This is a genomic window from Thermoflavimicrobium dichotomicum, from assembly GCF_900114055.1.
In the GTDB taxonomy this organism is placed as follows: domain Bacteria; phylum Bacillota; class Bacilli; order Thermoactinomycetales; family Thermoactinomycetaceae; genus Thermoflavimicrobium; species Thermoflavimicrobium dichotomicum.
On the sequence record NZ_FORR01000003.1, the window covers coordinates 64576 to 90089 of the forward strand.

The 25514-nt window shown below is 40.5% G+C and carries 30 protein-coding genes; 25 read left to right on the plus strand and 5 right to left on the minus strand.

Annotated features, from left to right (window positions below):
* Positions 1 to 47: 47 nt before the first annotated feature.
* Together BMZ78_RS04740 and cbiB are read left to right on the plus strand one after the other, a co-directional pair.
* Positions 48 to 1838, plus strand: coding sequence for a S9 family peptidase (locus BMZ78_RS04740; protein WP_093228406.1), 1791 nt, complete (start codon positions 48 to 50; stop codon positions 1836 to 1838).
* Positions 1839 to 1868: 30 nt separating this feature from the next.
* Positions 1869 to 2852, plus strand: coding sequence for an adenosylcobinamide-phosphate synthase CbiB (gene cbiB / locus BMZ78_RS04745; RefSeq protein WP_093228408.1), 984 nt, complete (start codon positions 1869 to 1871; stop codon positions 2850 to 2852).
* On the opposite strand, the gene BMZ78_RS04750 is transcribed toward cbiB, so the two are convergent.
* Entirely contained in the window at positions 2818 to 3219 is a 402-nt protein-coding gene (locus BMZ78_RS04750) for a DUF3054 domain-containing protein (RefSeq protein ID WP_175482297.1), read from the minus strand. The genes cbiB and BMZ78_RS04750 overlap by 35 nt on opposite strands.
* A gap of 186 nt (positions 3220 to 3405) precedes the next feature.
* On the opposite strand from BMZ78_RS04750, the gene BMZ78_RS04755 reads away from it, so the two are divergent.
* The 8 genes from BMZ78_RS04755 (at position 3406) to BMZ78_RS04790 (ending at position 9311) form a co-directional block, all read left to right on the plus strand.
* Complete coding sequence (locus BMZ78_RS04755) at positions 3406 to 4110, plus strand: hypothetical protein (RefSeq protein ID WP_093228411.1); 705 nt, start codon at positions 3406 to 3408, stop codon at positions 4108 to 4110.
* A complete protein-coding gene (locus BMZ78_RS04760) occupies positions 4110 to 4532 on the plus strand; it encodes a CoA-binding protein (RefSeq protein ID WP_093228412.1) in 423 nt (140 codons plus the stop codon). The genes BMZ78_RS04755 and BMZ78_RS04760 overlap by 1 nt, the downstream gene beginning before the upstream one ends.
* A gap of 79 nt (positions 4533 to 4611) precedes the next feature.
* Complete coding sequence (locus BMZ78_RS04765) at positions 4612 to 4800, plus strand: hypothetical protein (protein ID WP_093228414.1); 189 nt, start codon at positions 4612 to 4614, stop codon at positions 4798 to 4800.
* Between the two features lie 152 nt (positions 4801 to 4952).
* The gene (locus BMZ78_RS04770; protein ID WP_093228416.1) at positions 4953 to 6557 is read left to right on the plus strand and encodes a peptide ABC transporter substrate-binding protein; all 1605 of its coding nucleotides are present in this window, start codon (positions 4953 to 4955) and stop codon (positions 6555 to 6557) included.
* 218 nt (positions 6558 to 6775) lie between these two features.
* Complete coding sequence (locus tag BMZ78_RS04775) at positions 6776 to 7498, plus strand: tetratricopeptide repeat protein (RefSeq protein ID WP_093228417.1); 723 nt, start codon at positions 6776 to 6778, stop codon at positions 7496 to 7498.
* Positions 7499 to 7716: 218 nt separating this feature from the next.
* A complete protein-coding gene (locus BMZ78_RS04780) occupies positions 7717 to 8088 on the plus strand; it encodes a DUF309 domain-containing protein (protein WP_093228419.1) in 372 nt (123 codons plus the stop codon).
* 221 nt (positions 8089 to 8309) lie between these two features.
* Positions 8310 to 8876 (plus strand): hypothetical protein, encoded by a 567-nt coding sequence (locus BMZ78_RS19330; RefSeq protein WP_093228420.1) that lies wholly within the window; start codon positions 8310 to 8312, stop codon positions 8874 to 8876.
* A 39-nt stretch (positions 8877 to 8915) separates the two neighbouring features.
* Positions 8916 to 9311, plus strand: a complete 396-nt coding sequence (locus BMZ78_RS04790; RefSeq protein ID WP_093228421.1) for a hypothetical protein — start codon at positions 8916 to 8918, stop codon at positions 9309 to 9311.
* Between the two features lie 365 nt (positions 9312 to 9676).
* Here the strand turns inward: BMZ78_RS04790 and BMZ78_RS18980 are convergent, their stop codons facing one another.
* Together BMZ78_RS18980 and BMZ78_RS18985 are read right to left on the minus strand one after the other, a co-directional pair.
* Positions 9677 to 9799: a sporulation protein YjcZ gene (locus BMZ78_RS18980; protein WP_217644989.1), complete on the minus strand. Its 123-nt coding sequence runs from the start codon at positions 9797 to 9799 to the stop codon at positions 9677 to 9679.
* A gap of 28 nt (positions 9800 to 9827) precedes the next feature.
* Entirely contained in the window at positions 9828 to 9956 is a 129-nt protein-coding gene (locus BMZ78_RS18985) for a sporulation protein YjcZ (RefSeq protein ID WP_217644990.1), read from the minus strand.
* A gap of 377 nt (positions 9957 to 10333) precedes the next feature.
* Here BMZ78_RS18985 and BMZ78_RS04795 point away from each other — a divergent pair, with 377 nt between their 5' ends.
* From BMZ78_RS04795 to BMZ78_RS04825, 7 genes are all read left to right on the plus strand, one after another.
* Positions 10334 to 10612 (plus strand): hypothetical protein, encoded by a 279-nt coding sequence (locus BMZ78_RS04795; protein WP_093228423.1) that lies wholly within the window; start codon positions 10334 to 10336, stop codon positions 10610 to 10612.
* 76 nt (positions 10613 to 10688) lie between these two features.
* A complete protein-coding gene (locus tag BMZ78_RS04800) occupies positions 10689 to 10904 on the plus strand; it encodes a hypothetical protein (RefSeq protein ID WP_093228424.1) in 216 nt (71 codons plus the stop codon).
* A 14-nt stretch (positions 10905 to 10918) separates the two neighbouring features.
* Entirely contained in the window at positions 10919 to 11200 is a 282-nt protein-coding gene (locus BMZ78_RS04805) for a spore coat protein (protein WP_093228426.1), read from the plus strand.
* A 28-nt stretch (positions 11201 to 11228) separates the two neighbouring features.
* Complete coding sequence (locus tag BMZ78_RS04810; protein WP_093228428.1) at positions 11229 to 12659, plus strand: FMN-binding glutamate synthase family protein; 1431 nt, start codon at positions 11229 to 11231, stop codon at positions 12657 to 12659.
* Positions 12660 to 12800: 141 nt separating this feature from the next.
* On the plus strand, positions 12801 to 13481 hold the full coding sequence (locus BMZ78_RS04815) for a response regulator transcription factor (RefSeq protein WP_093228429.1): 681 nt from the start codon (positions 12801 to 12803) through the stop codon (positions 13479 to 13481).
* A complete protein-coding gene (locus BMZ78_RS04820) occupies positions 13453 to 14901 on the plus strand; it encodes a sensor histidine kinase (RefSeq protein WP_093228431.1) in 1449 nt (482 codons plus the stop codon). The genes BMZ78_RS04815 and BMZ78_RS04820 overlap by 29 nt, the downstream gene beginning before the upstream one ends.
* Before the next feature lie 47 nt (positions 14902 to 14948).
* Positions 14949 to 15647, plus strand: coding sequence for a hypothetical protein (locus BMZ78_RS04825; RefSeq protein WP_093228432.1), 699 nt, complete (start codon positions 14949 to 14951; stop codon positions 15645 to 15647).
* Positions 15648 to 15832: 185 nt separating this feature from the next.
* Here BMZ78_RS04825 and BMZ78_RS04830 read toward each other — a convergent pair whose 3' ends face one another.
* Together BMZ78_RS04830 and BMZ78_RS04835 are read right to left on the minus strand one after the other, a co-directional pair.
* Positions 15833 to 16891 (minus strand): isocitrate/isopropylmalate family dehydrogenase, encoded by a 1059-nt coding sequence (locus BMZ78_RS04830; RefSeq protein WP_425263916.1) that lies wholly within the window; start codon positions 16889 to 16891, stop codon positions 15833 to 15835.
* 327 nt (positions 16892 to 17218) lie between these two features.
* Positions 17219 to 18277, minus strand: coding sequence for a hypothetical protein (locus BMZ78_RS04835; RefSeq protein ID WP_093228435.1), 1059 nt, complete (start codon positions 18275 to 18277; stop codon positions 17219 to 17221).
* A gap of 106 nt (positions 18278 to 18383) precedes the next feature.
* Between BMZ78_RS04835 and ytxJ the strand changes: the two genes are divergently transcribed.
* The 8 genes from ytxJ to BMZ78_RS04875 all read left to right on the plus strand — a co-directional run bounded on the left by ytxJ (position 18384) and on the right by BMZ78_RS04875 (position 25378).
* Entirely contained in the window at positions 18384 to 18740 is a 357-nt protein-coding gene (gene ytxJ, locus BMZ78_RS04840) for a bacillithiol system redox-active protein YtxJ (RefSeq protein ID WP_245739737.1), read from the plus strand.
* Between the two features lie 220 nt (positions 18741 to 18960).
* The gene (locus BMZ78_RS04845; protein ID WP_093228437.1) at positions 18961 to 19506 is read left to right on the plus strand and encodes an RNA polymerase sigma factor; all 546 of its coding nucleotides are present in this window, start codon (positions 18961 to 18963) and stop codon (positions 19504 to 19506) included.
* 32 nt (positions 19507 to 19538) lie between these two features.
* Entirely contained in the window at positions 19539 to 20192 is a 654-nt protein-coding gene (locus tag BMZ78_RS04850) for an anti-sigma factor family protein (RefSeq protein WP_093228439.1), read from the plus strand.
* A 72-nt stretch (positions 20193 to 20264) separates the two neighbouring features.
* The gene (locus BMZ78_RS04855) at positions 20265 to 21347 is read left to right on the plus strand and encodes a bifunctional 3-deoxy-7-phosphoheptulonate synthase/chorismate mutase (protein WP_093228440.1); all 1083 of its coding nucleotides are present in this window, start codon (positions 20265 to 20267) and stop codon (positions 21345 to 21347) included.
* Between the two features lie 295 nt (positions 21348 to 21642).
* On the plus strand, positions 21643 to 23232 hold the full coding sequence (locus BMZ78_RS04860) for a hypothetical protein (protein WP_093228442.1): 1590 nt from the start codon (positions 21643 to 21645) through the stop codon (positions 23230 to 23232).
* A gap of 144 nt (positions 23233 to 23376) precedes the next feature.
* Complete coding sequence (gene ccpA / locus BMZ78_RS04865) at positions 23377 to 24417, plus strand: catabolite control protein A (RefSeq protein WP_093228443.1); 1041 nt, start codon at positions 23377 to 23379, stop codon at positions 24415 to 24417.
* A 19-nt stretch (positions 24418 to 24436) separates the two neighbouring features.
* Positions 24437 to 25141: a 5'-methylthioadenosine/adenosylhomocysteine nucleosidase gene (locus tag BMZ78_RS04870; protein ID WP_245739738.1), complete on the plus strand. Its 705-nt coding sequence runs from the start codon at positions 24437 to 24439 to the stop codon at positions 25139 to 25141.
* Between the two features lie 81 nt (positions 25142 to 25222).
* On the plus strand, positions 25223 to 25378 hold the full coding sequence (locus BMZ78_RS04875; RefSeq protein ID WP_093228446.1) for a DUF1540 domain-containing protein: 156 nt from the start codon (positions 25223 to 25225) through the stop codon (positions 25376 to 25378).
* Positions 25379 to 25514 lie beyond the last annotated feature (136 nt).

A 25514-nucleotide genomic window follows, 5' to 3' on the forward strand; every position in this document is an offset into this window, starting at 1 on the left:
ATAAAAGAAAGGCATGAAGACCAGAAATGGAGAAGAGGGAGATAAAAATGATATCTTTTCCGAAACCAGATGTAGAGCTGTTTTTTCGGACTTTCCACATCCAGCAGTTTGCTGTAAGCCGAGATGAAAAGCAGTTGGTATTCAGTACAAATCTGAATGGAAAATATGATTTGTGGGCTATGGACTTGCCTCATCTTTTTCCTTATCCGATCACTTTCCAGGGGCAAAACTGCGGCGGCATTCACATGGATCCGCAGGGACGGTTCTTATTGGCTGCTTTTGATCAGGACGGAAATGAAAACTGGCAGATTTATGCTCTTCCACGGCAGGGCGGGCAACTAAAACCCATTCGTGTAAACACAGAGCATAAGTTTTATCTGGAACATGTAAGTGCAGATGGCGAGCGAATCTATTATCTGGCAAATCATGAGAACGCCAGATATCTCAATATTTATCGCTATCATCTAAAAGATGAAAAAGAGGAGCTGTTGGTTGAAGGAAAAGATGCTCCATTGGTGCGTTTATGTGTAAGCGAAGATGAAACAAAGTTGGCTTTTCTCAAGGCCTTTGCCAATACATCGATTTTGGCATATGTGAAAACAGGCGAGGAAACCATTTGTCTGACTTCAGAAGAAGATACAGAGCATGTGGTTCATGATGTGGTATTTTATTCGGATGATCACTTGTTGTTAGCGACTAACTATGGGGAAGATTTTTCATATCTGGCTCAATTCCATATCAAAGAAAAAAAGTTAACCCCACTTTTAACAATGAAGAAAGAAGAAATTAGAGGTATCTATTATCAACCAGGTTGTGACGGGATCTATTTGAAAACCTGCAAGGGAGTCCAGGACTTTCTTTATCATTATGATCTAAAAACGCAAGCATTGACGAAAATTCCCACCCCTGTCAGCATCATTCAGCAGATCATTTATACTTCGACAGGAACGGTTTATATCGCAGGTCATTCATCGACTCGGCCTGCCAATATCTATCGAAAAAAGAAAGATCAATATCATTGGGAGGCGCTTACGAATTACCGTGTACCCGGAATTGCAGAAGAAGCGTTGGTAGAGCCTGAAGTATTGACTTATCCATCTTATGATGGTCTGGAAATCGAAGCTTTATTTTTCCGAGCTCATCCGGAAATCAGTAACAAGCATGTCATTTTATGGCCGCATGGTGGACCACAGCATGCTGAACGCAAGCAATTTCGAGCTTTGTTTCAATTTTTGCTCCACCGTGGTTACAGTATTTTTGCTCCTAACTTCCGTGGCTCGACAGGCTATGGTCATTCGTTTTGCAAGATGGTAGAAAGAGATTGGGGACATGGACCACGTCTGGACAATATTACGGGTGTAGAGTGGCTGATTCAAAATGGCTATGCGGATCGTGACAAGTTGTTATTGATGGGTGGCAGTTACGGAGGATATATGGCTTTGCTCCTTGCTGGCCGTCATGCGGACTATTTTAAAGCTGTTGTGGACATTTTTGGAGTTAGTAATCTGTTTAGTTTTATTGAGTCTGTACCAGAAGACTGGAAACCGATTATGAAAAGATGGGTGGGAGATCCGGTCGAGGATCGCGAAAAGCTGATTGAAGATTCGCCAATTACTTATGTAAAACAAATGACCAAACCGATCCTTATCATTCAAGGAGCCAATGATCCACGTGTGGTCAAAAATGAATCAGATCAGATTGTAGCCAAATTAAGGGAACGTGGAGTGAAAGTGGAATACCTCGTATTGGAAGATGAAGGGCATGGATTCTCCAAAAAAGAGAATGAAATACAGGTATACCGTAGCATCTTGCAATTTTTTGACCAGTTTATTTCCTGAGAGAAGGGATTTGTTGAAGGAGAATTCGCCATGATGAAAGGTGTTATGATGATTTGTGCTTATTTATTGGATCGTATGATCGGTGATCCTGATTGGCTTCCCCATCCAGTTGTCGGGATGGGGAAAGCTATTTCCAGGCTGGATCGATTATTGCAGCATATCATCCATCGATACCAGTGGAATCATGAAATAGCGGTTTATCGAATCCGATCGCTTGGTTTGTTATTTCCCATCGTGATTGTTGGTGGAGTATATGGTGTTGCGTTTTTCCTTGTCAAATGGGTTTCTGCTTGGAATGAATGGCTAGGCTGGGGACTGGAATTGTTTCTGGTGGCTACTACAATTGCGACCAAGGGACTTGCAGATGCAGGACGGGAGATTTACCAGGCACTGGTCGCCAACGATTTGCCAAAAGCTCGTCATGCTTTGTCCATGGTGGTTGGAAGAGATACGGATCAATTGGACGAGTCCGAGATCGTTCGGGGAGGTGTGGAGACAGTAGCCGAGAATATTGTGGATGGAGTAACAGCTCCCCTGTTTTATGCTGCTATCGGTGGAGCACCGCTTGCCTTGGCTTATCGAGCAGTTAATACCTTGGATTCCATGGTTGGTTATAAAAATGAAAAGTACTTACACCTTGGCTGGGCTTCAGCACGTCTGGATGATCTGGCTAACTGGGTTCCAGCACGTATTACACTTATCCCTATGTTTCTGGCTATGTGGATTTTGCATTTGGATCCCCGTAAAGCTTGGCAAGTTGTTCGACGAGATGCCCATCGCCACCCGAGTCCCAATAGTGGGTATCCCGAAGCGGCGATGGCCGGAGGGTTACACATTCAACTGGGTGGGGTAAATACATACCAAGGGAGAGTTTCACAACGGGCTTTATTAGGAGAACCCTTAGCAAAAAGAGAGCCTGCTCACTTACTTCAGGCTATTCGCGTTTTATATCTAACCACTTTTTTGTATGCAGGACTCATCAGTCTGATTTTATTTGCTTTCGATTATAGATAAAGTGGAATAAGAGACGCCAGATGAGAAAAACAATAAAGAAAAAGGCTAATGTCACTTGATAAAACAACCAATCAAATGGATGATCAGATAAAACAGCGCGGAGCCAAGTACCCAGGGTGATAGCGGACAGAACCGAGAAACCTGTTCTCCAAATCGTTTGGAACGCGCTGTTCTGATATGGATAAGAATAAAGACGAAATAGTGATGCAAAGATAAACCAGCACAAGATAAAGGGAAAAGCGGTATATAAAATGCTGCTTACATCCAGTATAAGACCGTGAAAATAACGTCCAATGGCTGAAAAGGCAATAAAGAACATCCCCTCAGTGATGATCAGAACCCACTGGGTTCTGTTTGTCCAATTCATCTTTCTTCCTCCCGTATGATATGCTGATAGTGGATGTAAATCTATGCCTATTTTCCGTGATCGAAAAGTAAATGTCCAGTTTGTCCATGATTTTAGGAAGATCATTATATCAATGAGTTCATGCAGGCATTGGGAAAATAGATCAAATCGTAATGCGTGGGGTGCTTACGAAATGGGAGGGCCTTGATGGATCATCAATTCATTGAATCGCTGATTGAACAGGTCGAATTTCAGGTTTATCCAGATAATCGAGTTGTTACCGTCCACCAGATTCCAGAAGAGTTGCAATTAGTGGGAAAAGGAACGGATGCGGTAGTGGTTCGACACTTAGCATATCCGCGATTTGCTTTCAAAGTATACGCGAGGGAACGATTAGACAAATTAGAAAACGAATATAAGGTCTACCAACAACTTGGCGATTCACCTTATTTTTGTGTATGTTATTCTAAGGGAAGCAGGTTCTTGGTTTTAAGTTATGAACAAGGCCCGACACTGTATGAATGCCTGGAACAAGGGATTGTGATTCCAGAACAGGTGATCATCGATGTGGAACAAGCTCGTGCTTATGTTAGAAAGGTAGGGCTCAATCCACGAGATATTCATTTGAAGAATATCATTATGCAAAATGGAAGAGCCAAATTGATCGATGTATCTGAATATATTCGCGAAGGCAATGATGGACGCTGGGAACACCTTCTACAGGCCTATGAACTTTTTTATCCTTTGATTAGAGGGAAACGCATCCCTCATTGGATTATTGAACTGGTGAAACGATTGTATTATAAGCAAGTCCATCAACAATTTTCGTTGATGGAATTTGGCAGGTGGTTTCTGCACCTGTTCAGAAATGTTAAACAAGACGAAGACCATGTAGGAAAAGGGGAGAAGTAATGTTTGCCAATCCATCCGATGAGGAACGTGCACAGTTGTTAAAAAAGGCTAAAAATATTGCAGTGGTTGGAATGTCTGATAAACCAGAGCGTACCAGCTATATGATTGCTCAAGCAATGCAACAAGCCGGCTATCGGATTTTTCCTGTCAATCCAAAATTAACATCTCCCGTATTGGGTGAGAAGCCTTATGCCAGCTTGAAAGAGATTGAGGAACCCATCGATATTGTCAATGTATTTCGACGCAGTGAATTTGTTTATCCCATTGCAGTAGAAGCTGTAGAAGTTGGGGCGAAAGCATTGTGGCTTCAGCAAGGAGTGGTTAATGAGGAAGCGGCAGCTTATGCCAAGGAGCATGGATTGCTTGTAGTGATGGATCGTTGTATCAAGGTGGAGCATGCTCTTTTAAAACCTTTGTTATAATCATGGTTGACCAGCCCCTTTTCTCACAACATCACATTATGCTTCTTAAAACAAGAAAATAGGGTTGGGGTGGTTTTCAATGCGAACCGTTAAGCTATCAAATTTGATACTGGCGGTATCCCCTGAGTTATATGACTTGTTAACTGAAGCAGAGTTAAATTCTTATGTATTGGTGGAAAGGGATTTTTCAGAGCTGGATCAAGAAGAATTAAATGACATTATTGCAAAGGCGATTGTCTTCCATCAAGTAAACCCGCGTTATCATTAAAGGAACACCCAACTGTTTTGGTTGGGTGTTTTTGTTTATTTAACTCACTAAATTTAAATAAATGTTAAAATTGTTTTATGCTATTTTGTTCAAAAATTCATTATAATGACCAATGGAATCTGCAATATTCATAATGAAAAGGGGAGGATTTTTTGGAGAAGCGGAAAGTCGTTTGGATCTGTACGCTGATTTTTTTGCTTGCAGGATGTTCCAGTTCTTTCAGTTCTTTAGATATAGGAGCTGGCAATGGTCTAAGCAAGAATCAAGTACTTTTGATCGGTTTGTTTGGTACTGTTTCTCAGCTTGATCCAGTCGATATGGGGCAAGGCAGCGTGATTATTTTGAATAATGTAAATGAAGGGCTTTTTCGCATTAGAAAAGATAATCAGGTAGAACCTGCGGTGGCGGAAGAATATACCGTCAGTGAAGATAAAAAGTTATATTCCTTTAAATTACGCAAAGATGCCAAATGGAGTGATAATCGCCCTGTCACAGCCCATGATTTTGAATTTGCGTGGAAAAGAGCCGTCCATCCTAACATAAAAGGAGATTCAGCCAGTCTTTTTTATCCGATTGAAAATGCCCGTCGCTATCATACCGGAAAGGCAAAAAAGGAAGAAGTTGGAGTAAGAGCTGTAGATGATTATACCTTTGAAGTTAAACTGGAAAAACCGGATCCTTATTTCATTCAACGATTGGCCTCTCCGGCATTTTTCCCGGTTAGAGAAGATATGGTGAAAAAGTATGGTTACCAGTTTGGCCTAAAACATGAAACGGTTTTGTATAATGGTCCATTTGTTGTACAGCAGTGGGATCCTTCGAAAGTTGTTTTGAAAAAAAATCCATATTATTGGGATCGCAACCATGTCACTCTGGAGCGTGTCGAGTTCCTGATCTTAAATAATCCCAAGAAGGAAATCGAGCTGTTTTATGCCGATAAGCTTCATGCCATTGCTTTACAAGATTATACAGCTGCTTATCGCAATTCTCCTGAATTTATCCAAGTGGAAGATGGGGTGACAGTATTTCTCAATTTCAATTATAAAAACAAATTTTTGGTAAATAAAAATATACGTAAAGCAATTGCTTTAGCGATTGATCGAAATGTTTTAACAAACACGATCTTAAAAAATGGTGCCAAGCCAGCCAATGGATTGGTTCCTCCTACCATCAATGTTGGAGGGAAGCCATTCCATAATGGCAATTCTCCGTATCTCAAATATGATAAGAAGCAAGCACAGAAATATTTGAAGAAAGGATTAGAGGAGCTAAAGTTGTCTAAACTACCGGAACTTCATTTGATTACCGTCTATGAAGATATTGCTGTGGATATTAAACGGCAACTACGTGAGAACCTGGGATTGGAAGTAAAACTGATGAAAGCGCCCACTTTTGATGCATACAAGAAATATGAGGCAGATTTGGAGATCAGAGAATGGAAAGCGAGTCATAATGACCCGATGAGCTTTCTCGATATTTTTGATTCAAAGTCAGATTTTAATACTTTCCATTTTAAAAATAAAGATTATGATACTTTAATCGATAAAGAACATGAGCTAACCGACCTTCAGCAAAAACAAAAGGTTGCATTGCAAGCTGAACGGCTATTGGTCGAAAAATTGGTAGCTGTCGTTCCATTATACTATGAGGGAAGTTCTTTTTTACAGAAAAAATATGTCAAAGATTTGTATCGCCATCCATTTGTGGCTGACTTATCATTGAAGTGGGCATATATCAGTGATGAAAGGGACAAATGAAAATGGAGTTAAAAAGTGAGCAATTGAAAGGGATTGGAAAAATATAGGTTCCAGTCCTTATTTTTTGTAAAATAATGGTTTATTCATTCAAAAAGAACATCATTTTATTTTTAATCTGGTTATTGTGAAGAGGGTGACAAACTATTACAAATAGGTTACAATAAAATTAAGATTATATGAACGGGATTTAGACAGCATGGGCGAGGGGGAAAACAAGAATGACTGTACCGGTGTTAGATTTGTTATCACAAAATAGAAGAACATCGTTGGGAACCTATCGAATTCATCGAGCCAAGATTGAAAGGCGGATTGCCAAGGAACCTCAAGTCAATTATTTTTTGGAGTTGGCCAGGCTTGAAGCGAGTAAAAGTCATTGGGAACGTGCACAAAAAGCCATAGAATCTGCGCTGGAATTGGACCCATATAGTGGAGAGGCTCAGTTATTTTTGGCACAATTGTTGGAACTGCAAGGGAAACATGAGGAAGCACGGTCTGTCTATTTGAACCTTTTGGATCAGCATGCATATATGAGTGTAGCTTATAGAGAGTTTGGGCGTTTCCTGATGGAACAAGGATCGATTTCTTTAGCACAATCACTTCTTTTAAGAGGATTGGAATTAAATCCCAAAGACGCAATGGCCCACATCCTGCTTGCGGAAATTTATGTACGAAAAGATCGGAGAGCACAGGCATTATTGCACCTGAATATCGCTAAACGTTATGCGGATGGACAACCTGCTTTTTATCAACGTTCTGCTCAATTGCTGATGGCTTTGGAAGAATACGATGAAGCGGCCAGGCATTTTAAGTTGGCTATGCAAGGGAATCGAAAAAATAAATCGCTTCGCGTCTTGTTTAAACAAGCGATGAAAGCGAAAGAAAATAATAAAAAACAATCCATTTTAAACCGCTGGATGATTTGGAAACGCTGGGGTTGGTAAGCTTTTCATTCAATAAAAAGTTGAAACCGTACTCTACAGAATATCGACAATTTTCGGGGGACATGATAAAATAAACTTTGTAAGTAAGGTTGACCTTCTTGCTTACGCTACCACGCTTCTTTTAACTCCTTAATCTTGACCCTCTTTCATTGTGACCAGGATAGAACCTGGTCTTTTTTCTTTCATTCCATGGTGATTTTAGGAAGAAGGGAAAGTTTATGTCAGATTATCATCCGCTCTATTTGGAATTTTTTCGTCATTACCATCGTGAAGAATACTGGGAAGCCCATGAAGTATTGGAAGAGCTTTGGCAAACACAGCGACATAATGATTTTTATCATGGCTTGATTCAGGTAGCAGCCATTATGCATCAGTTAAAGAGGGGAAAAGTTCGTGGGGCTAGAAAGTTAGCAACTTCTGCAATCAGATACTTACAATCATACGCTCCGCAAAAGGATGGAGTTTATGTAGATCAAGTACTTGATTGGTTAACTTTTTGTTTGGATACGCTTCCTGACAGTGTCGAGAAGTTAGACATGGATGAGATGGAAAAACTGCAGATTGCTCCTTGTCCTTTGCCCAGATTTTAAATTCTGTTTCATGGAATGATCAATCAAACCTTTTAAGTACATATACGGGAAACGATTTCAAATGTGTTACTTTTTTGAAATCATTTTGGATCCACTCATTTCCAAGGAGTGGATTTTTTTTATAGATTGGAGTTGTTTTTCCTATAAAAAATACATAAATAACTACAGAGAAGACTAAATATTTATATAAGAGCCGACATGGTTTAAAGGAGGGATCACACATGAAAGGACGGCGCTGGACAGAGCAGGAGGATGAATTACTTAAGGAGTCTGTTCTTCGTTCTATTAGTACAGGCGGCACTCAATTGGATGCGTTTGCGGAAGTAGGGAAAAAATTGGGACGTACAGCGGGAGCTTGCGGCTTTCGCTGGAATGCTGTTTTAAGGCAAAAATACTTAAATATGTATGTTGATGCCAAAAAACAGCGTGTATTTAATCAGTTAGAAAAAAGAAAAAGGCCTCAATTGGATTCATTTGCCGGGGTGGTCCAGATTTTGAAGCAATGTGAGCAAAATTGGTGCTATTTACAAGAGAGTGTTGTTCAATTGACAAAAGAATTACAAAGGAAGAAAGAAAAAATTCATTCATTATTGGAGGAAAATAAACGGATAAAGGCAGAGCAAAATTCTTATCAACAATTTCAGCAACAGGTAAAAGAGCGTTACAAACAGCTGATGTATTTACTGAAGCGATTGGAGCAAGAGGAAGTCTCATCCGAAAAAACGCATGAGATCCAAAGTAGAGAGTATGAATTGGCTGATGACACCTCTTCTGACTCTTCAGCATAAATTAATTAAGATCATGAAAAAAAGAAAGAGGTGGCCCATTTGGCTAGTCAATGGACCTCGCTGGAGGAGCAATTTCTGATCTACTGGATGAACCAAGGAAGGATGTATCAGTGGGATTCCATGCTTCTTCTTGATTGGATTGGCAAACAGTTACAAAGAAGTCGAACAGACTGCATGAAGCATTGGGAGCGCCTTTGTGCTTCTTTCAATCAAGAAGAGCGAACTGTATTGATCAGTCAAGCGAAGCCAAATGATTCCACCCTGCGTCATCGCATGCAACGTTTAGAGGAGCAGCTTGAAAAGATTATGAAAGAAAATGAAAAATTAAAGAGAGATATGCGTTTTTTTGAATCAGTTTTACTGGAGGAGTATCAGTTATTACTTCATCTGGTTAATAAGGATCAAGGAAAATTGCGTATTCATCGTGCTGATTGATTCCATCCTTGTGGATGGTATTTTTTTATATAAAAATAAGGAGCGCCTTCTTTAAAGACGCTCCATTTGTATTTAGCAGAATCCAAATCCACCGAAGAAGACGAAAATGGTAGCAATAACAAGTAAGAAAATTAACAAACGGTGTAAACCAAATCCAAAGCCGCCAAAGCCTCCACTCATGTGTATGATCCCTCCTTCAAAGATGATAGAAGAGTGAGGAGATGCTTAGCAGAAGCCAAAGCCTACACCAGCAAAGACGAAGATGGTTGCAATGACGAGTAAGAAGATGAGTAGTTGTTGTAGACCGAAGCCGAATCCAAATCCAGAGCTCATTTTTCACCTCTTCGTTCATTTAATGCTAGCTGTTAGCAACAGCCACCACCAAATCCAAAACCACCGAAGAAGACAAAGATGGTAGCGATCACCAGCAAGAAGATTAATAAACGATGTAAACCAAAACCACCGAATCCTCCGAATTTACCGCTCATGTTAATCCCTCCTTTTTAGTGACTATTGTTAGCAGCAGCCACCAAATCCACCAAATCCAAAACCACCGAAGAAGACAAAGATGGTAGCGATCACCAGCAAGAAGATTAATAAACGATGTAAGCCGAAACCGCCGAATCCTCCGAATTTACCACTCATGTTAATTCCTCCTTATAGTAAATGGTGTATAGCTTCTTATCTTGAAGCTAATTTACTTTATGCTTGGTTGGTCTTATCTGTACAGGCGAATTTCCCAGCTGCTGAAAATTGGATGAATATCCCTACAAGCCAAAAAAAATAGTAGGAATCACTAACAAAAATAAAAGCAGTGCTTGAAACATAGAGCCATGGCATAAACGGATAGAGCATTTGAAACCAAATACCATTATTACTTGTTAGATTGTTCATGTGATTTTATCGAATGTGATAGACGTTTGAACCAAACAAAAATGGGAGGAATAATTAGGCTGCTGTCCCTATCGGGGAGATCGTTTTGAACATAAGGTGTTACTGAGTTTAAAAAAGGAGGAAAATGGATGCCGAGACAAGGTCCATCAATAAAAGATTTGACTCAAATGATTAATAGTGTCATGGGACATCAGGTATTGACAGAGCAGCAATTACAGAAAATTATGGCAGGAGCCAAAATTGCACACCAAAAAGGTGGCATGAATGCTGTGCTTGAATATCTCATGCACGTAACCCAAGCAGATGTAGATAAAAATGAATTGCGCTCCTTTGCAGATTCCATCCAAAAAAATCCACAGTTGGGGATGGACATTTTGCAGGGTAAAAAAAATATTCGTAAAAAGTAATGGCCTGATTCAGGCCTTTTTTTATGTGTAAAAATAAGAATCCAATTCCATACTAAATAAAAAAGGAGGTATGATTGTGGAACAATTAACTCAAATGGAGCTCACTCATGTTGAAGAGCTATTGAGTATGGAAGCATTAGCGGTAAAAAAATACAAGCTCTACAGTGAACAATGTAAAGAAAAAGAATGGATTCCACTTTTTCAAGAGGCAATGAATCAGCATCAACAGAGAATTAAGCAGTTGATCAACCAATTGCGAAAGCATGACGGAAAAGAAACAAGAAAACATTGATCTGGAGGGAAAGTATGGGATTACATGTACATGAAATGGTCCAAGACATGTTGTTACTCGAAAAACAGATCGCCGAAACGTATCAGCATACGTATTTGTCTACAGTCAATGAAGGACTGAGGGATTATCTTCAACAGTCGCAAATAGAAACCAACCAATTATATAGCCGAATTTATAACGAGATGTTGCAACGGGGTTGGGTTCATACCAAAGTAGAGGCACGAAATGCAATTGAAAGCGCCATTATCTACTGGGAGCAATATAAAGAAAAACACCCGGAGCTGGAAAGCAAATGATTTCATGTAACCAAGGGAGGATGATGATATGCTTTCCAAATTGATTTACCGGGTGATTAATGCAGTAGTCGATTCAGTCGTCAGTCGTGTTATGCAAGATCCCTATACGGAAAATTTATACTCCTATATTACGATCGTACAAAAATTATCTGCCAAAGCCATTGTTGAAGCAGGGATGCGTGCTGAAACAGGAAAGCCATTGGAACGTCCATTAGGAAGCCCCGTCGTTTTGTCACGTTGGGAACAATTAATGTTTAATCCTGTTCATCTCTATCGTATGCCCACGCAAGATGGTGTTGAGATTCAAACGGGCGTAACTATTGGTCCCAAGGCGAAAAAACCTCTTTCGCTTGAAATTCCGATTTTAATTTCAGGAATGTCTTATGGTGGGGCACTTGGTTTGAAGGCAAAAATGGCTTTAGCTCGAGGAGCCAGTATGGCGGGTACAGCCACCAACTCTGGAGAAGCACCCTTAGTTGCAGAAGAAAGAAGAGAAGCGAAATTTTTTATCGGTCAGTATAACCGCGGAGGCTGGATGAACGATCCCGAATCTTTATCGCAGTTGGATGCGATTGAAATTCAGCTAGGGCAGGGGGCGCAGGCTGCAGCACCGATGGGAACCTCTTCCTGGCAGATTGATGAGTCTTTTCGCAAGCGGTTTAAGCTGGCCGAGGGAGAAGATGCCCCCATTCATACCCGGTTAAAGGGAGTAAATCGCCCCGAGGAGTTCCCACCATTGGTACGTCGGTTACGTGAAACCTATGGTGTGCCTGTTGGGTTAAAAACATGCGCAACTCATTATCTGGAACATGAGATTGATTGGGCCTTGCAAGGAGGGATCGACTACATTGTGGTCGATGGCGCAGAAGCGGGTACGCATGGGGGGCCGACTGTTTTACAAGATGATGTCGGTCTACCTACTCTGTATGGATTGGCACGTACGATTCGTCATTTGGAGCGCCGGGGGGTAAAAAAAGATGTTTCTGTTATTGCTGCTGGAGGCTTGGTGACACCCGGGCACTTTCTAAAAGCGATGGCACTGGGAGCAGATGCGGTGTATATTGGATCCATCGCTTTAGTAGCCATGTTACAAACGCAATTGAATATAGCCTCTCCTTTTGAGCCGCCAGTACAAGCTGTATTGTATCATGGAAAGTTCAAAGAAGATATCGATATAGAAGAAGCAGCAGAACATTTGGCCAAATTTTTAAAGTCATGTGTGGAAGAAATGAAAATGGTGGCATATGCGTTAGGAAAAACAGATTTGAATCAAATTGATCGTAGTGATTTGGTCTGCATGGACCGGGAGCTGGCTCGTGTGCTCGGTGTGGATTATGCTGGACTTCCACGGGAAGAGCAACATCTGGCTTATACAGAAGAGAAAGATCCATGGAAAGAGAGATTTCTTCCTGTGCAAACAGAAACATGGAAAGAACAGCCGACAACTCCTCTCCATTAAATGGAATCATAATGGAAACTTTGCCAACAAACTGCTTAGCTATTCTTTGGATAGCTAAGTTTTTTTGTTGAATTTGGTTTGCTTGATTTAAATATGAATATTAGATTATCCTAGAAAAAAATAACATATCGGGGGATCCGGATGCGAATTTTAGTGGCAGAGGATGATCAAAGTGTTTGTGAAATGCTTCAGGTGTTTTTAGTGAAAGAAGGATTTGATGTACATTTTGTACATGATGGGCTTGCTGCACTAAGGGAATGGGAAAAGCGTTCGTTTGATTTGCTGATTTTGGATTGGATGCTTCCCAAAATAGATGGAATACAAGTATGCCAGCAAGTTCGTGCGAAATCGGATGTACCGATTTTAATGTTAACAGCACGGACAGAAGATGAGGATCAAATTATGGGTTTAAATACAGGTGCAGATGATTATGTAACAAAACCGTTTCGTCCGCTCACTTTAATAGCCCGAATCAAAGCGTTGTTGAGGCGAAGTAATAGAGAGAAGAAGGAGGAATATTCACGCATTTTTGTGGATGAAGATGCGAGAGAAATTATATTGGATGGGGAAAAGGTTGGACGTTTGACTCCGAAAGAATTCGATCTTCTCTGTTTGTTTATTCGGCATCCTAAACGCGTATTTTCGCGTGAAGAGCTATTGGAAAGAATTTGGGGATTTGATTATTACGGGGATGAAAGGACTGTGGATGCTCATATCAAGCGCTTGCGTAAAAAAATAAACAAAAAATCCAGTCAAAAATGGATTCAAACGGTATGGGGAGTGGGGTATCGTTTTGTACCAGAAGAAAGTGAGCCTGTTTAAAAAAGTATTATGGGGACATATCACGGTTATTTCCATTGCACTCTTGATTTTATCTACCTTGTTAACCGTTATTCTTGAAAAAGTCTTTTACATGAATGAAGTCAGGGAATTAAGGAAAATCGGTGTTCCTTTAGCTCAACAAACCAATGATTTAAAGCCGGTCGATTCGAAATTTATCGAAAGATTGGATCAATTGTTGAGATATAATCATATTTATCTCATGATTGTTGATCAAAACAATCAGCCGATTTTTGCCGGGAAAAAAGAGCTTGCTTTTTTACCGATGTTAAAAGATGTGTTTCAACAAAACAAGCATGGAAAAGTAGTGGAAGGACAAAGTGATTGGGGGAAACGAACCATAACTTGGATCATGGTTCCAAGAGGATCTGGAGAAAGTAAGGGAGCCATAATCCTTTTTTCCCCTGTTCAAGGGATGTTACAAGCACTTCGGCGAACGCAAGTCGTGATCTGGATCGTTGCAGGTATTGCCCTTGTGGTGTCTTCTGTGATCAGTCGCTGGTTTTCCACTCATCTGGTTCAGAGGATTCAGCGTTTACGGGCACTTACAAAAGAAATTCATCAAGGAAACTTCCAGACAAGAATCAAGGTGAAAGAGGAAGGAGCAGACGAGATTACTGCATTGGCGTTGGATTTTAACCAGATGGCTGAACACTTGTCTCAAACCCATGAAGAATTAAATCGCTTCGAGCAAAATCGCAGGCAATTTATAATGGATTTGTCACATGAGCTACGTACACCTCTTACTTCGATTCGTGGATGGATTGAGGCCCTGCAAAAAGATTATATTCCCCAATCAGATAGAATGCGTGTTTACCAAAGCATGAAGAAAGAAATAGAAAGGCTCATTCGGCTCATTTATGAATTGATGGACCTTGAGAAAATCCGTTCTGGAAAGATCGAATTAAAAAAAGAAACACACTATATACGTGACCTTTTTGAATTGGTGATCGATCAACTGGATTGGATGGCGGAGGAAAAAGGGATTGCCTTGAATATGGAACTCCCGGAAGAAGATGAGTTAGTGATATATGGTGATTATGATCGACTGCTACAAGTACTTGTGAATCTGGTGAAGAATGGAATTCAATTTACCGATCAAGGAGAAGTCCGAATGGGGGCGAAACAGGAAAAAGATCAGACATTGATCTGGGTCCGTGATACAGGAGTGGGATTGGATCAAGAAGCGCTCAAACACATTTGGGAGCGGTTTTTTAAAGTAGATCCTTCACGAGCACGCTATGGTGGGGAAACAGGATTGGGACTGGCGATTGTGAAGCAACTGGTTGAAGCACACGGTGGTCAGATTGAGGTAGAGAGTCAGCCTGGAGCCGGTTCTACTTTTTATCTGCGATTCCCTCTTTCACCGGCTAATCATATTTCTGTCCAAGTTTTGTCATAGATTTACGTTAATCTGGTTGTAGCAAGAAGAAAAAGGAGGATGGATTGATGAAAAAAGTGCTAGGTTTCCTGGCAGTTACATTAGTGGGTGGGGTTCTTTTCACAGTAAGCCCAATCAGTTGGGCGAATAACCAAGTAACTACGGCAAAACAGCATGTCAGCAAACAGGAGAAAAAAGAGCAAAGAAAAGAAGAGGTGGCGAAAAAAATCGCGGATTACTTGGGGATTTCCAAAGAGGAAGTAACCGTGCTAATGAAAAAGGAGCGTCATCTGGTCGTTGCCGCTGTTATCTCAAAGTTAAGCAAACAGCCCATTGGAAAAGTAGTGGAGGCAAAGAAGACAGAGAAAACATGGAAGAAAGTGGCTGAGAAATACAAGATTGATCGGAAGCAGATCAAGCAAGAGATTCACAAGTTATTTCCTGATATTAGGAAAGGAAAACAACTCTTTCACAAGCAGCCCAAAAAAGTCTTTGATTTGATTGCTTCATACTTGGGAGTAAAAAAAGATGAGGTTGTACTGATTTGGAGTAACAACAAGATTCATGCCCATGGAATTGTCAAAGCAGCCATGATTGCCAAAGTCAGTGGAAAATCACTGGAAGAAGTTGTGAAACTCAAACAAGAAAAGAAAACTTGGAAAGAAGTAGCTGCTGCACTTAATGTGAAACCGGAACAATTAAAAGCAGAAGCTAAAAAGCTAAAAGAACAGCTAAAGAAAAAAGGGAAAGAAAATAAAAATCAATGAAAATAAAGGATGAGACGGAGATATCCTTCTGACGAAGAGAGGGGTATCTCTGTTTTTTTAATGATTTCGCCGGCAAAAGCTCGAAGTACTGAAGGATGTAGTATAGGGGCGATTTAATTAGAATAGAAAAACAATCTCTTATTTAGATGAATGTTCGCCACCCAAACAATGGGGTGGCGATATCATCAAAATCCTTGTAAAGTTGTCCAAACTTCCAGTTTCGTTTGCACTTTGCGGATGACTTCATCGGTAAATTCAGTGGTGGTTGCGCTACCTCCGAGATCAGCTGTACGAATTCCTTCTCGAACCGCTTCAATGGTTGATTCGTAAATAGCGCGCGATGCGGCTATTGCTTTTTTATCATCCATATAAGTAAGGAGAGAGGCACCAGCCAGAATCATGGCCATTGGGTTTGCGATATTTTTACCAAATAAGGATGGGGCTGTTCCATGTGGTGCTTCAGCCATAATGACTTTCGGATTAAAGTCATCATCAAAGCTCATTAAGATGGATTCGGAACCGGCGATAGAGCCGAATAGTTGCAATACCATATCGCTCAAGCAGTCCCCATCGCGGTTGAGAGCGGGAATCACCAGTGGCTCACCCGAGCTGTTGAGTAACAGTGCGTAGGTGGCATCGATGAGCTGTGGCTCATACCGAACTTCTGGATGGCGTTTGCTCGCTTCATCCATTTCTTCTTTTAGCATTCCCTCGTAAACCGGGCTCACCGTATATTTGGGACCGCCAAACACTTTGGCATTCGTTCTCTTGGCATGACGAAAAGCGAACTCAGCCACTGCTCGGCAGGTTTTGCGATCAATGGTTTCGGTACGATAAGCAATCTCGCTTAACCCTTCGCCTTCACGCCATTCTTTGGCACCATAAGCATCCCCAACAGCCATTCGAATGACCGAGATCGGAGAAAAGGCGCCTGCTACCGGGCGAACACCTGGAATGCGACGACCCGTACGGATAATTACTTTTCCATCGATTTCTCGACGTAAAATAGCATTGGGGCTACCTACATCCCCAGCTTCTTCTGGAGTGATGGTAGCAGCTTTTAATCCAAAGCCGGTGCGTTTCATGGCTTTTGCTGCATCATATACCACCTGGTTTTTGGTTGCCCGGCGGTTTTCCAGGCTCAGATCAAAGAACTGAAAGTCGAGGTCTACGCCGATCACACTGGGATCGAGAACACGTAAAGCTTCTTCCAGCAGTTCTTGCCCCGTTTGATCACCTTTCATAACGACGATTGATTTTGTGTTCAATGTACTCACCTCACCAGATATACACAAGATCCATACCTATTATACTTTAGTAATAAATGGTTAACTAGCGGTAGAAGATTTAGACATATAGAAAATGAGATTGTCGAAAGTTTCCAATAAGGTCTGAAACCCGTTCGTACTCCGTTATTTTTTGTACAATGAATCCATCTGGATGGAAGGAATCCGATTTTGATATGGATATCTTTTGTTTATAAATCACTTTCCACCCCTTTTTAGCATGATATGGAAATATCTTTCATATTTAATTAAAAAGAAAATGTTTGAATAGCTTTGTTATTCGTTTTATGTACTGTTTTTCAGATGCAGCATTTTGGAATAAATTCGTGAGAGGATGATAGCCCGTAAACGAACCAGCTCTGGATAATTGTAGAAAAAAGCGATTTTCTCTTCTTTAATCGATGTCGGCTGTTTATGTTTGGTAAAGATAAAGTATGTCCACGATTCAGCCAGATCTTCTTCGATATGATAGGTAGCATAATCGGTGACAAACTGATCTTTATGTTTTTCATAAAATGACAATAAATGTTCAGGACTTTCCTGTACCTGGTATTTCTTCCACTCGTCCATCATATTTACCCAAAAACGTTGATAGAAGGCGTTGATATAGGATTGTGGATGACTGCATCCTTGTTGTTCATCGAAATAGTGTGGACTGCATTCTTCTTTTAGTTGTTGAATCTGTTGTTGATCTTTTGGTAACTTTTTGTTCAATGGCAGTTGTTTTTCATTTAATGTAAGAAGATGTCCAAATTCGTGGATCAGCGTAGAAATTAAAAGTTTGGGATGGTCTGAATCAACGAAATCAAGATGTAAAGCCCATTTGCGACGATCCTGTTCATCTTGGTGAACTTCAGCCAGTTCCCCATTTAAACCATCTGTAAAGACATGAAACTGATGAACCATTTTCCTTTCATCCAGAGGGATAATATCTGAAAACATGTGCCATATTTTTTTTAGTTTGGGTAAATCGGATGGTACATTTACCTGCTTGATACGGGGGTTCTCCAATTTTCCATTGATTACATCAAATGATGCGATCTCTTTAAACGTTTCTTCTTTACGTATTTCACTTGTTTCTTCCAAAAAGCTGCCAAATTCGTTTTCCAATTTCTCCAGAATTTGATCTCCCTGTTTGATACACTGATCACCATTACAGTTGATCTGCTGATAACAAATTTCCTCTTTTTTATCAAATGTTTCTCCTGGTAAACATAATGGTTTTTCTGGTTCTTGCAGGAGTTTTTCCATTGCTTTTGTATATTTGGTGTCAAAATAGATCTGATTGCATGAGGGCAGGAAGAAAAGGACAACAAGGAGACTTATTGTTTTTAAGTACTTCATTTGGATGATGTTTTCCCCTATGCGTAAGGGGAAAATTATGCCACACTCCTCCTTTATGTTAAAATAGACTTGATATAAATAATCATCAATGGAACCAAAGGAGACGATGATGGAAACTTTTGCTTTAATTACGGATTTGGAAGCATTGGAGCAGTTAATGGTTCATTCAAAGGAACAGCCTGTCCTTATTTTTAAGCATAGCACAGCTTGCCCGGTTAGTGCGCAAGCATATCGTGAACTGAAAGAGTTTAGTGAATGGATTGACTTGGATGAATTAACCATTCGTGTTGTTCATGTCATTGAAAATCGCCCTGTTTCCAATGAAATTGCTGATCGCTTTGGGATTAAGCATGAATCACCCCAGGCTTTTTTGATAAAGGATGAGCAGGTATATTGGCACGCATCCCACTTTCACATCACCAAATATGCTTTGCTTTCAGCTTATAATCAGATAAGACCTTAGCCGAATTTTCAGCTTTATTGGTAGAGCTGGAAAAATCCAGGAAAGGGAGGTTGCTACGTAAGTCAGCTGTTTGAGTCAGCTGATCTGTACGGCAGAACATGTCGGAATTTACGCCTTCGGAGTGCTTTACCAAACAGGAGTAGCTGTTTTGGCGAAACTGGGCACGATGAACAAGGAAGAAAACAACGTTTGTATCTGTTGTTTTCCGTAGCAGTCAATTATGGTATCCAAAGATACAGGCAAATTTTTATGGAAAAGTGTTGGTGATGAGTTTTTAGAACGTTTACAACAACATCAACGATACCTCTTCCATTTGGCTTTACGTCTTACTGGTAATGCAGAGGATGCCAAAGATCTGACACAGGAAACATTATGGCAAGCTCATCGAAAATCGGATAAGTATGTGTATGAAAAATCGCTCAAAGCTTGGCTTAGGACAATGATGACCAATCGCTTCCGTGATCAGAAAAGAAAAAAGAGCTTAAATCTGGTTACCTTGGATGATGCCTTTATTCAATCCGATCCTCCTCCATCCCTACATATGTCTTCAGTGGAAGAACAGGTAGAACAAAAATTGTTATTGGAAAAAGTAAAGCAGGAAATTGATGCATTACCTGATATATATCGGCGTGTGATTATTTTGCGTCACTATCATGGACTTTCTTATGCTGAAATCAGCAAGGAATTGAATATCCCTGAAGGTACGGTGAAAACACAATTGTTTCGCGCCCGTAAGTTATTAAAAGATCGCTTATCCAGGAAGTGATCGTGAAATTTAGGTGAAAGGCAGTTGACTGAATGATGTCGTTGTGTAAAGAAATGGAACACCTCATTCAGTTATACTTCGATGAAGAAATCAACGAAGCAGATTCCATAAAATTAAAAGACCATCTTACTGGCTGCCCGAAATGTCGTGCTGACTTTTTTGACATGGCTGGTTTGATTAGGGAGTTGGAGACCATTGGAGATGAAGAGAGGCGTCGACAAAGGCGTGTCTTTTTTCCGGTAAAATGGGCTATGATTTGCTTTACGCTTGTTTTGTGTATATCCGTATCTCTACGGTCTGGATATCCAACATGGAAATTTCGGATGTTACAGGAAAAGAGTTCCCAATATGTGGCGGACAAACGAATCCATCTCCGAGAACCAATGGTTTCTGTCAGGTATAATACGAAGGATTGTGTACAAAAAGTCCATTACATCCAAGACTTTGAGAGAAAACCGTGTTTATTTACTTGGACCCAAAGAAAGAAATCAGGTCTTTGGCAAACGAATCAGCTTGTGATCATTAAGGTTCCAGACCGTCAATCATTAGAAGCTGTGTTGTTATTGATGGGCATTCATATGAATACAGCAGAAATTGGACAAAAAAATGTCAAATTTCCTGCTTCATTTAGGATTAAAGCTGGGAAAAAACCAGAAATCCAACCTATTTATGATCCTTTGGAATAAAAAGGTAGTGACAGGAAAAAAGATTTTAGTTATAATATCCAAAACTTTCTTATTAGAGATGAGGTAGTACAAATGAGTGAGCATTTGCTTGATGAGTTACGCCAACGGTTAGATGACATTAACCTTCAATTATTAGAATTATTGAATAAAAGGGCAGCGTTGGTAAAAGAGCTGGGAGAAGTGAAGAAGAAGAGTGGAGTCAAAAAGTTTGACCCTGTCCGTGAAAAAGAGATGTTGGATCGTCTGGTTCAGCAAAATCAGGGTCCATTCGATGATCAAACGATTCGCTACTTATTTAAACAGATATTTAAAGCCTCATTACAGTTACAGGTAGATGATCATAAAAAAGCGCTATTGGTTAGCCGGAAGCGTCAATCTGAAAATACGGTGATTCAGCTGGGAGAAGTTGCAATCGGTGCTGGCTCCAGTTCGATTATTGCTGGTCCATGTTCAGTTGAATCCTACGAGCAAGTTTATGAAGTAGCCAAAGCTTTGAAAGAACAAGGAGTCAAGCTGCTTCGAGGTGGTGCGTTCAAGCCACGAACCTCCCCATATGATTTCCAAGGGTTAGGGGAAGAAGGACTGAAAATTTTACGTGAAGTTGCAGACGAATTTGGACTCAAAGTCATCAGCGAAATTGTGAATCCCAGTGATATCGAGATGGCCGTTCGCTATGTGGATGTGATACAAATTGGTGCACGTAACATGCAAAATTTTGAACTGTTAAAAGCGGCTGGTTCTGTTAACACGCCTGTACTGTTAAAACGTGGTTTATCCGCAACGATGGAAGAATTTATGTTTGCAGCTGAATACATCTTATCGCGCGGAAATACCCAAGTCATGTTATGTGAACGGGGAATCCGTACGTATGAAAAATGGACCCGAAATACTCTGGATATTTCTGCTGTTCCAATCTTAAAAAATGAATCACATTTACCTGTCTTTGTGGATGTAACTCATGCTACTGGACGCCGGGATATTTTACTTCCATGTGCCAAAGCCGCACTTGCTGCTGGAGCAGATGGAGTCATGCTGGAAGTACATCCAAATCCAGCTGTCGCCTTGTCCGATGCCAGACAGCAAATCGATATTCCTTCTTTTGTACAATTTATGGAAGAGTTACGTGCTTCCCAGTTATTCCGTGAAGAGAAATAGTATGATCAAATCCTAATGGAGTCAATCCTGACGAGACAAAAGTCATGTTGGGAGAAAAAAACAATTCCAAAGCGATATGTAATTCCCCTTCGTTCTCTCTGGATGAAAAAGCATTGCAGGTTAAATGGTTTTGACAGAGAGGAATGAAGGGATCTTTTTTGTTTCGTTTTGATTCTGGATCAGGAAGAAGCGTGATGAAATTGTTAAAACATCTCTTTCTTCCTCGTCTTTTTTTAGTAAAATTTGATATGATGGAATCACCATCTTCTTGTTAAAGAGCAAGGAGGAAATATCATTGAATATAAGAGAATGGTTTGAGTACGCTAATTCACATAATGTTTTGCCTGAACAATTTCATCAGTTTATGGTAAACCATGTTCAAAAAGTTGTGGTCTTGTACCAAAAAGTGAATGAAGAGATTCCATTTTTTGCAAAAGGTAACCACGCAAAAAGCAAGTTTGTGGTCGCATTTACAGATGTAGATGCTGCAAGGCAAGTCAAGGTGGAACAACCAGAATACGTAAAGATGGTGGAAGAATCGACGATAGGTTTTTTGATAAAATCTCTCCGCCTTCAAGTAGATGGAATTGTCTTTAATCCTGGTTTACCGTCTCGCTATTTTGTCATGAAGCAATATTTAAAAGATCTGATCAAAGAGTACTTGGTCATGAAATTATCTCAGCTTCCAGGTCCATGGATTCCTACACAAGGGCAGCATTTGCTTTGTGTCGATGCAAATCAGGGGAGCTGGGCTGTTGCCATTTACGCCAGTGAACAAGATGCAAAGGAGATGTGCAATCAATCCGGGTTACATCAAGCTGCGGTTATTCAGCATCCTTGGAGTGCTGTCATCGAGTGGTGTCAACGGTTCCAAATTCATACACCACCTTATTTGCATTTTGGGTTACCTGAAGCGACTCTGCTGACTTCACAGGATATGGACAGGATTTTGCGAGGTCCGCAAGCAGGCTATCAAGAATTTCATTCGGTGGTTCATGATTTTGTTGCTCCAAACCCGTCATCTTCTTCTGATCCGAACCGCCATGTCACTCCACCTGTACAAGAGGAACCGGTAGAACAGAAAGAAAAAACCGTACCACAAATTTCGAAACCACTGCCACAGATCTCCCAGCCTTTTGCGCCGATCGATGAATTAGCAACAACTTCACCTGAGGTAAAAAAAGAAAAAGTTTCGGATCAAAGTTTGCCAAATCAGCAATCGGCTTCCAATGATCGGCGATGGGCTACAAATCCTTATCGATTGAGAAATATCATGACCCCACCAGGAACAGAAATCTATGTAGGACCTAAACAAGTGACGATTGATATTTCGGACTGGCCGATCAATGATTTGTCGACAGAAAGAGATACGATATTGCCTAAGCCGGCCAATCCACAAAATTCCACGCTTTTTCAAACGGTATCGGAAGGAAGTAGTCCAAATACGAAACCAAATACGGAGAATGATGAGAATGCCGATCTGGATCAGGATATTCGCGAAGGATTAAATCAACTGAAACGATTGATTTCGGATGGTGGTGGCGTAAGCAGCTGGGAAGTCTGCAAGGTACTTGCCAAACTAAGGAAGATTTGGGTAATTACGAGTCAAAAAGAACTGGTTATTTTAGCGCGTGAAAATGGAAGCCCCGTTGTTGACCTTTTTACATCCAAGGAAAGCGCCCAGCACATCATTGACCAGGAAAAAGCGAAAAAGCCTGATCTTCCATCATTGACACCGCAACTGGTGGAAACAGAGACAATGTATAAGAAATTTGCCAAACGAAATCCGGTGGTTTGGATTAATCGTTCCAATGCCAATGAATACCGGGTTGCATTAGGAGATCCACTACCTTTTGTGTTACAATTAATGAATCAAATGAGATAGGATCATAATAGAAAAGATCTGACCCATTGGGTTGGCTCTTTTTTTATAAATAATAGAAGTGTTATAGTTAAATACACATATCTGTTTTAGACTATGCTAAAATTATCTATAACGGATCATTCTAGTTGGAAGTGATTGAAGAAAATGGAGAACAAAAAAGGAAACATAACGATTTATGATGTGGCTCGGGAGGCTGGTGTTTCCATGGCGACGGTATCTCGTGTCGTCAATGGAAATCCAAATGTAAAACCAGCGACGCGTAAAAAAGTGCTCGATGTCATTCAACAGCTCGGCTATCGTCCGAATGCAGTAGCCAGGGGATTGGCCAGTAAAAAGACGACGACAGTAGGGGTTGTGATTCCGGATATTTCAAATCCCTTTAATGCCGAATTGACACGAGGAATTGAAGATATTGCAACAATGTATCATTACAATATTATTCTTTGTAACTCAGATTTGAAACCATTAAGGGAATTGCAATTGATTGAAACACTACTGGAAAAACAGGTAGATGGATTGCTTTTTTTGGGTAGCGCAATTACAGAAGAGCATCGTTCCATTTTTAACGCAACACCAGTGCCGGTAGTCCTGGCGGCTACACATGACGAAAAAAATGAGATTCCTTATGTGAATGTGGACAATATCGAAGCGGCAAAAACAGCCACTTCTGTCTTGATTTCTGAAGGACACAAACGAATTGGCTTTATTGGTATCCAGCTGACCAACTCCATTCAGGGATATCCACGTTACCTTGGTTATAAGAAAGCATTGGAACAGCATCAATTACCATTTGATGAAACACTCATTGAAATAGGCAATGGACGTTATCAGTCGGGATATGAAGCGATGAAGAAACTGTTGGAAAAGGATCCTTCGATTTCCGCTGTATTTGCGGCCACAGACGAGATGGCTGTGGGAGCCATTCATGCGATCCAGGATTTTGGCCGGTCAGTGCCAGATGATGTTTCGGTGATGGGCTGCAATAATATCCCGATTGCTTCTCAAGTTCGTCCGCTTCTAAGCACAGTCAGTGTACCGCTGTATGATATTGGGGCTGTTGCCATGCGTTTATTGACAAAATACATGAATAATGAGGAAGTTGAAACAGACCAGGTAATCTTGCAATTTGATCTGGAACTGCGTGACTCGACCCGGATCAAAGAATGGCATGAGGGTGCATTTTAGTCAAAGGGTGAGGAGAAGAGTGAAAAAAATAGGCTTGATCGGGGCAATGGACTCTGAAATTGCTCATTATCTAAGTGAAATGGAGAGTACCCAGACTGAAACGGTTTATGGTATCAATTTCCATCATGGTTATTTGTGGAATACACCTGTTGTGGTGTGTAAGTCAGGGGTAGGCAAAGTAAATGCAGCCGTTTGCACCCAAACCTTGATTGACCGTTTTCAAGTGAATCAGATCATTTTTACGGGAGTGGCTGGAGCACTACATCCGGACTTGGATGTAGGAGATATTGTGATTTCGACAGAATGCCAATATCATGATATCGATGCGAGTTCCGTTGGTTTTCCAAAAGGGACTATTCCTTTTCAAGAAACTTCGATCTTTCCAGCAGATCGCCAGTTAGTGGAATTAGCTGTTGAAGCTGGAAAGAAGATGGATGGAATCAAGGTTCTCACAGGAAAAATATTATCTGGAGATCAATTTATTTCCAGTGTAGAAACAGGAAAAGCGTTATATGAACAGATGAATGGTGCATGTGTGGAGATGGAAGGAGCCGCTGTGGCACATGTTGCATTTTTGGCTGGGATCCCCTATGTCGTGATTCGTTCGATGTCTGATCGAGCGGATCACTCTGCGCATGTTAATTTCTATGAGTTTGAAAAAATGGCAGCTGAACGTTCCTGTTTGATCGTTCGTCATATGTTGAATCGTTTAAGTGGAAAATAGTGATGAAACGATTTTCCGGGCTATGAGCATAAACTTTTTCCCTCCAACTCATATTAAAAACAGATAAGGGGGGGATCACTCATGGCAAGAGATGTATTATGTGAAGTCAACAACTGTACGTACTGGGGCGAAGGAAATCTTTGCAAAGCCGATGAAATTTATGTTGTAGCCCAGCTTGGAAACAAAGCGAGAGAATCCAAGGAAACAGATTGTAAAACGTTTAAACCAAAACAATAAAATCTTAATAAATTCTTAACAAAAAGGGTCGATATTTGTCTCCATGATGAATATCGGCCTTTTTGTTTGGTATTTTTTTATATGTATAATAAATTGTCAAATAAATAAGGTATGATATAATAATATAAAAGAAGGA

What these genes read in the sequence shown, in the direction of transcription:
- BMZ78_RS04740 (WP_093228406.1), top strand. Translation starts at nt 48, where the DNA reads ATGATATCTTTTCCGAAACCAGATGTAGAGCTGTTTTTTCGGACTTTC.
- cbiB (WP_093228408.1), top strand. Translation starts at nt 1,869, where the DNA reads ATGATGAAAGGTGTTATGATGATTTGTGCTTATTTATTGGATCGTATG.
- BMZ78_RS04750 (WP_175482297.1), bottom strand. Translation starts at nt 3,219, where the DNA reads ATGAATTGGACAAACAGAACCCAGTGGGTTCTGATCATCACTGAGGGG.
- BMZ78_RS04755 (WP_093228411.1), top strand. Translation starts at nt 3,406, where the DNA reads ATGGATCATCAATTCATTGAATCGCTGATTGAACAGGTCGAATTTCAG.
- BMZ78_RS04760 (WP_093228412.1), top strand. Translation starts at nt 4,110, where the DNA reads ATGTTTGCCAATCCATCCGATGAGGAACGTGCACAGTTGTTAAAAAAG.
- BMZ78_RS04765 (WP_093228414.1), top strand. Translation starts at nt 4,612, where the DNA reads ATGCGAACCGTTAAGCTATCAAATTTGATACTGGCGGTATCCCCTGAG.
- BMZ78_RS04775 (WP_093228417.1), top strand. Translation starts at nt 6,776, where the DNA reads ATGACTGTACCGGTGTTAGATTTGTTATCACAAAATAGAAGAACATCG.
- BMZ78_RS04780 (WP_093228419.1), top strand. Translation starts at nt 7,717, where the DNA reads ATGTCAGATTATCATCCGCTCTATTTGGAATTTTTTCGTCATTACCAT.
- BMZ78_RS19330 (WP_093228420.1), top strand. Translation starts at nt 8,310, where the DNA reads ATGAAAGGACGGCGCTGGACAGAGCAGGAGGATGAATTACTTAAGGAG.
- BMZ78_RS18980 (WP_217644989.1), bottom strand. Translation starts at nt 9,799, where the DNA reads ATGAGCGGTAAATTCGGAGGATTCGGTGGTTTTGGTTTACATCGTTTA.
- BMZ78_RS18985 (WP_217644990.1), bottom strand. Translation starts at nt 9,956, where the DNA reads ATGAGTGGTAAATTCGGAGGATTCGGCGGTTTCGGCTTACATCGTTTA.
- BMZ78_RS04795 (WP_093228423.1), top strand. Translation starts at nt 10,334, where the DNA reads ATGCCGAGACAAGGTCCATCAATAAAAGATTTGACTCAAATGATTAAT.
- BMZ78_RS04805 (WP_093228426.1), top strand. Translation starts at nt 10,919, where the DNA reads ATGGGATTACATGTACATGAAATGGTCCAAGACATGTTGTTACTCGAA.
- BMZ78_RS04810 (WP_093228428.1), top strand. Translation starts at nt 11,229, where the DNA reads ATGCTTTCCAAATTGATTTACCGGGTGATTAATGCAGTAGTCGATTCA.
- BMZ78_RS04815 (WP_093228429.1), top strand. Translation starts at nt 12,801, where the DNA reads ATGCGAATTTTAGTGGCAGAGGATGATCAAAGTGTTTGTGAAATGCTT.
- BMZ78_RS04825 (WP_093228432.1), top strand. Translation starts at nt 14,949, where the DNA reads ATGAAAAAAGTGCTAGGTTTCCTGGCAGTTACATTAGTGGGTGGGGTT.
- BMZ78_RS04830 (WP_425263916.1), bottom strand. Translation starts at nt 16,891, where the DNA reads ATGAAAGGTGATCAAACGGGGCAAGAACTGCTGGAAGAAGCTTTACGT.
- BMZ78_RS04835 (WP_093228435.1), bottom strand. Translation starts at nt 18,277, where the DNA reads ATGAAGTACTTAAAAACAATAAGTCTCCTTGTTGTCCTTTTCTTCCTG.
- ytxJ (WP_245739737.1), top strand. Translation starts at nt 18,384, where the DNA reads ATGATGGAAACTTTTGCTTTAATTACGGATTTGGAAGCATTGGAGCAG.
- BMZ78_RS04845 (WP_093228437.1), top strand. Translation starts at nt 18,961, where the DNA reads ATGGTATCCAAAGATACAGGCAAATTTTTATGGAAAAGTGTTGGTGAT.
- BMZ78_RS04850 (WP_093228439.1), top strand. Translation starts at nt 19,539, where the DNA reads ATGATGTCGTTGTGTAAAGAAATGGAACACCTCATTCAGTTATACTTC.
- BMZ78_RS04855 (WP_093228440.1), top strand. Translation starts at nt 20,265, where the DNA reads ATGAGTGAGCATTTGCTTGATGAGTTACGCCAACGGTTAGATGACATT.
- ccpA (WP_093228443.1), top strand. Translation starts at nt 23,377, where the DNA reads ATGGAGAACAAAAAAGGAAACATAACGATTTATGATGTGGCTCGGGAG.
- BMZ78_RS04875 (WP_093228446.1), top strand. Translation starts at nt 25,223, where the DNA reads ATGGCAAGAGATGTATTATGTGAAGTCAACAACTGTACGTACTGGGGC.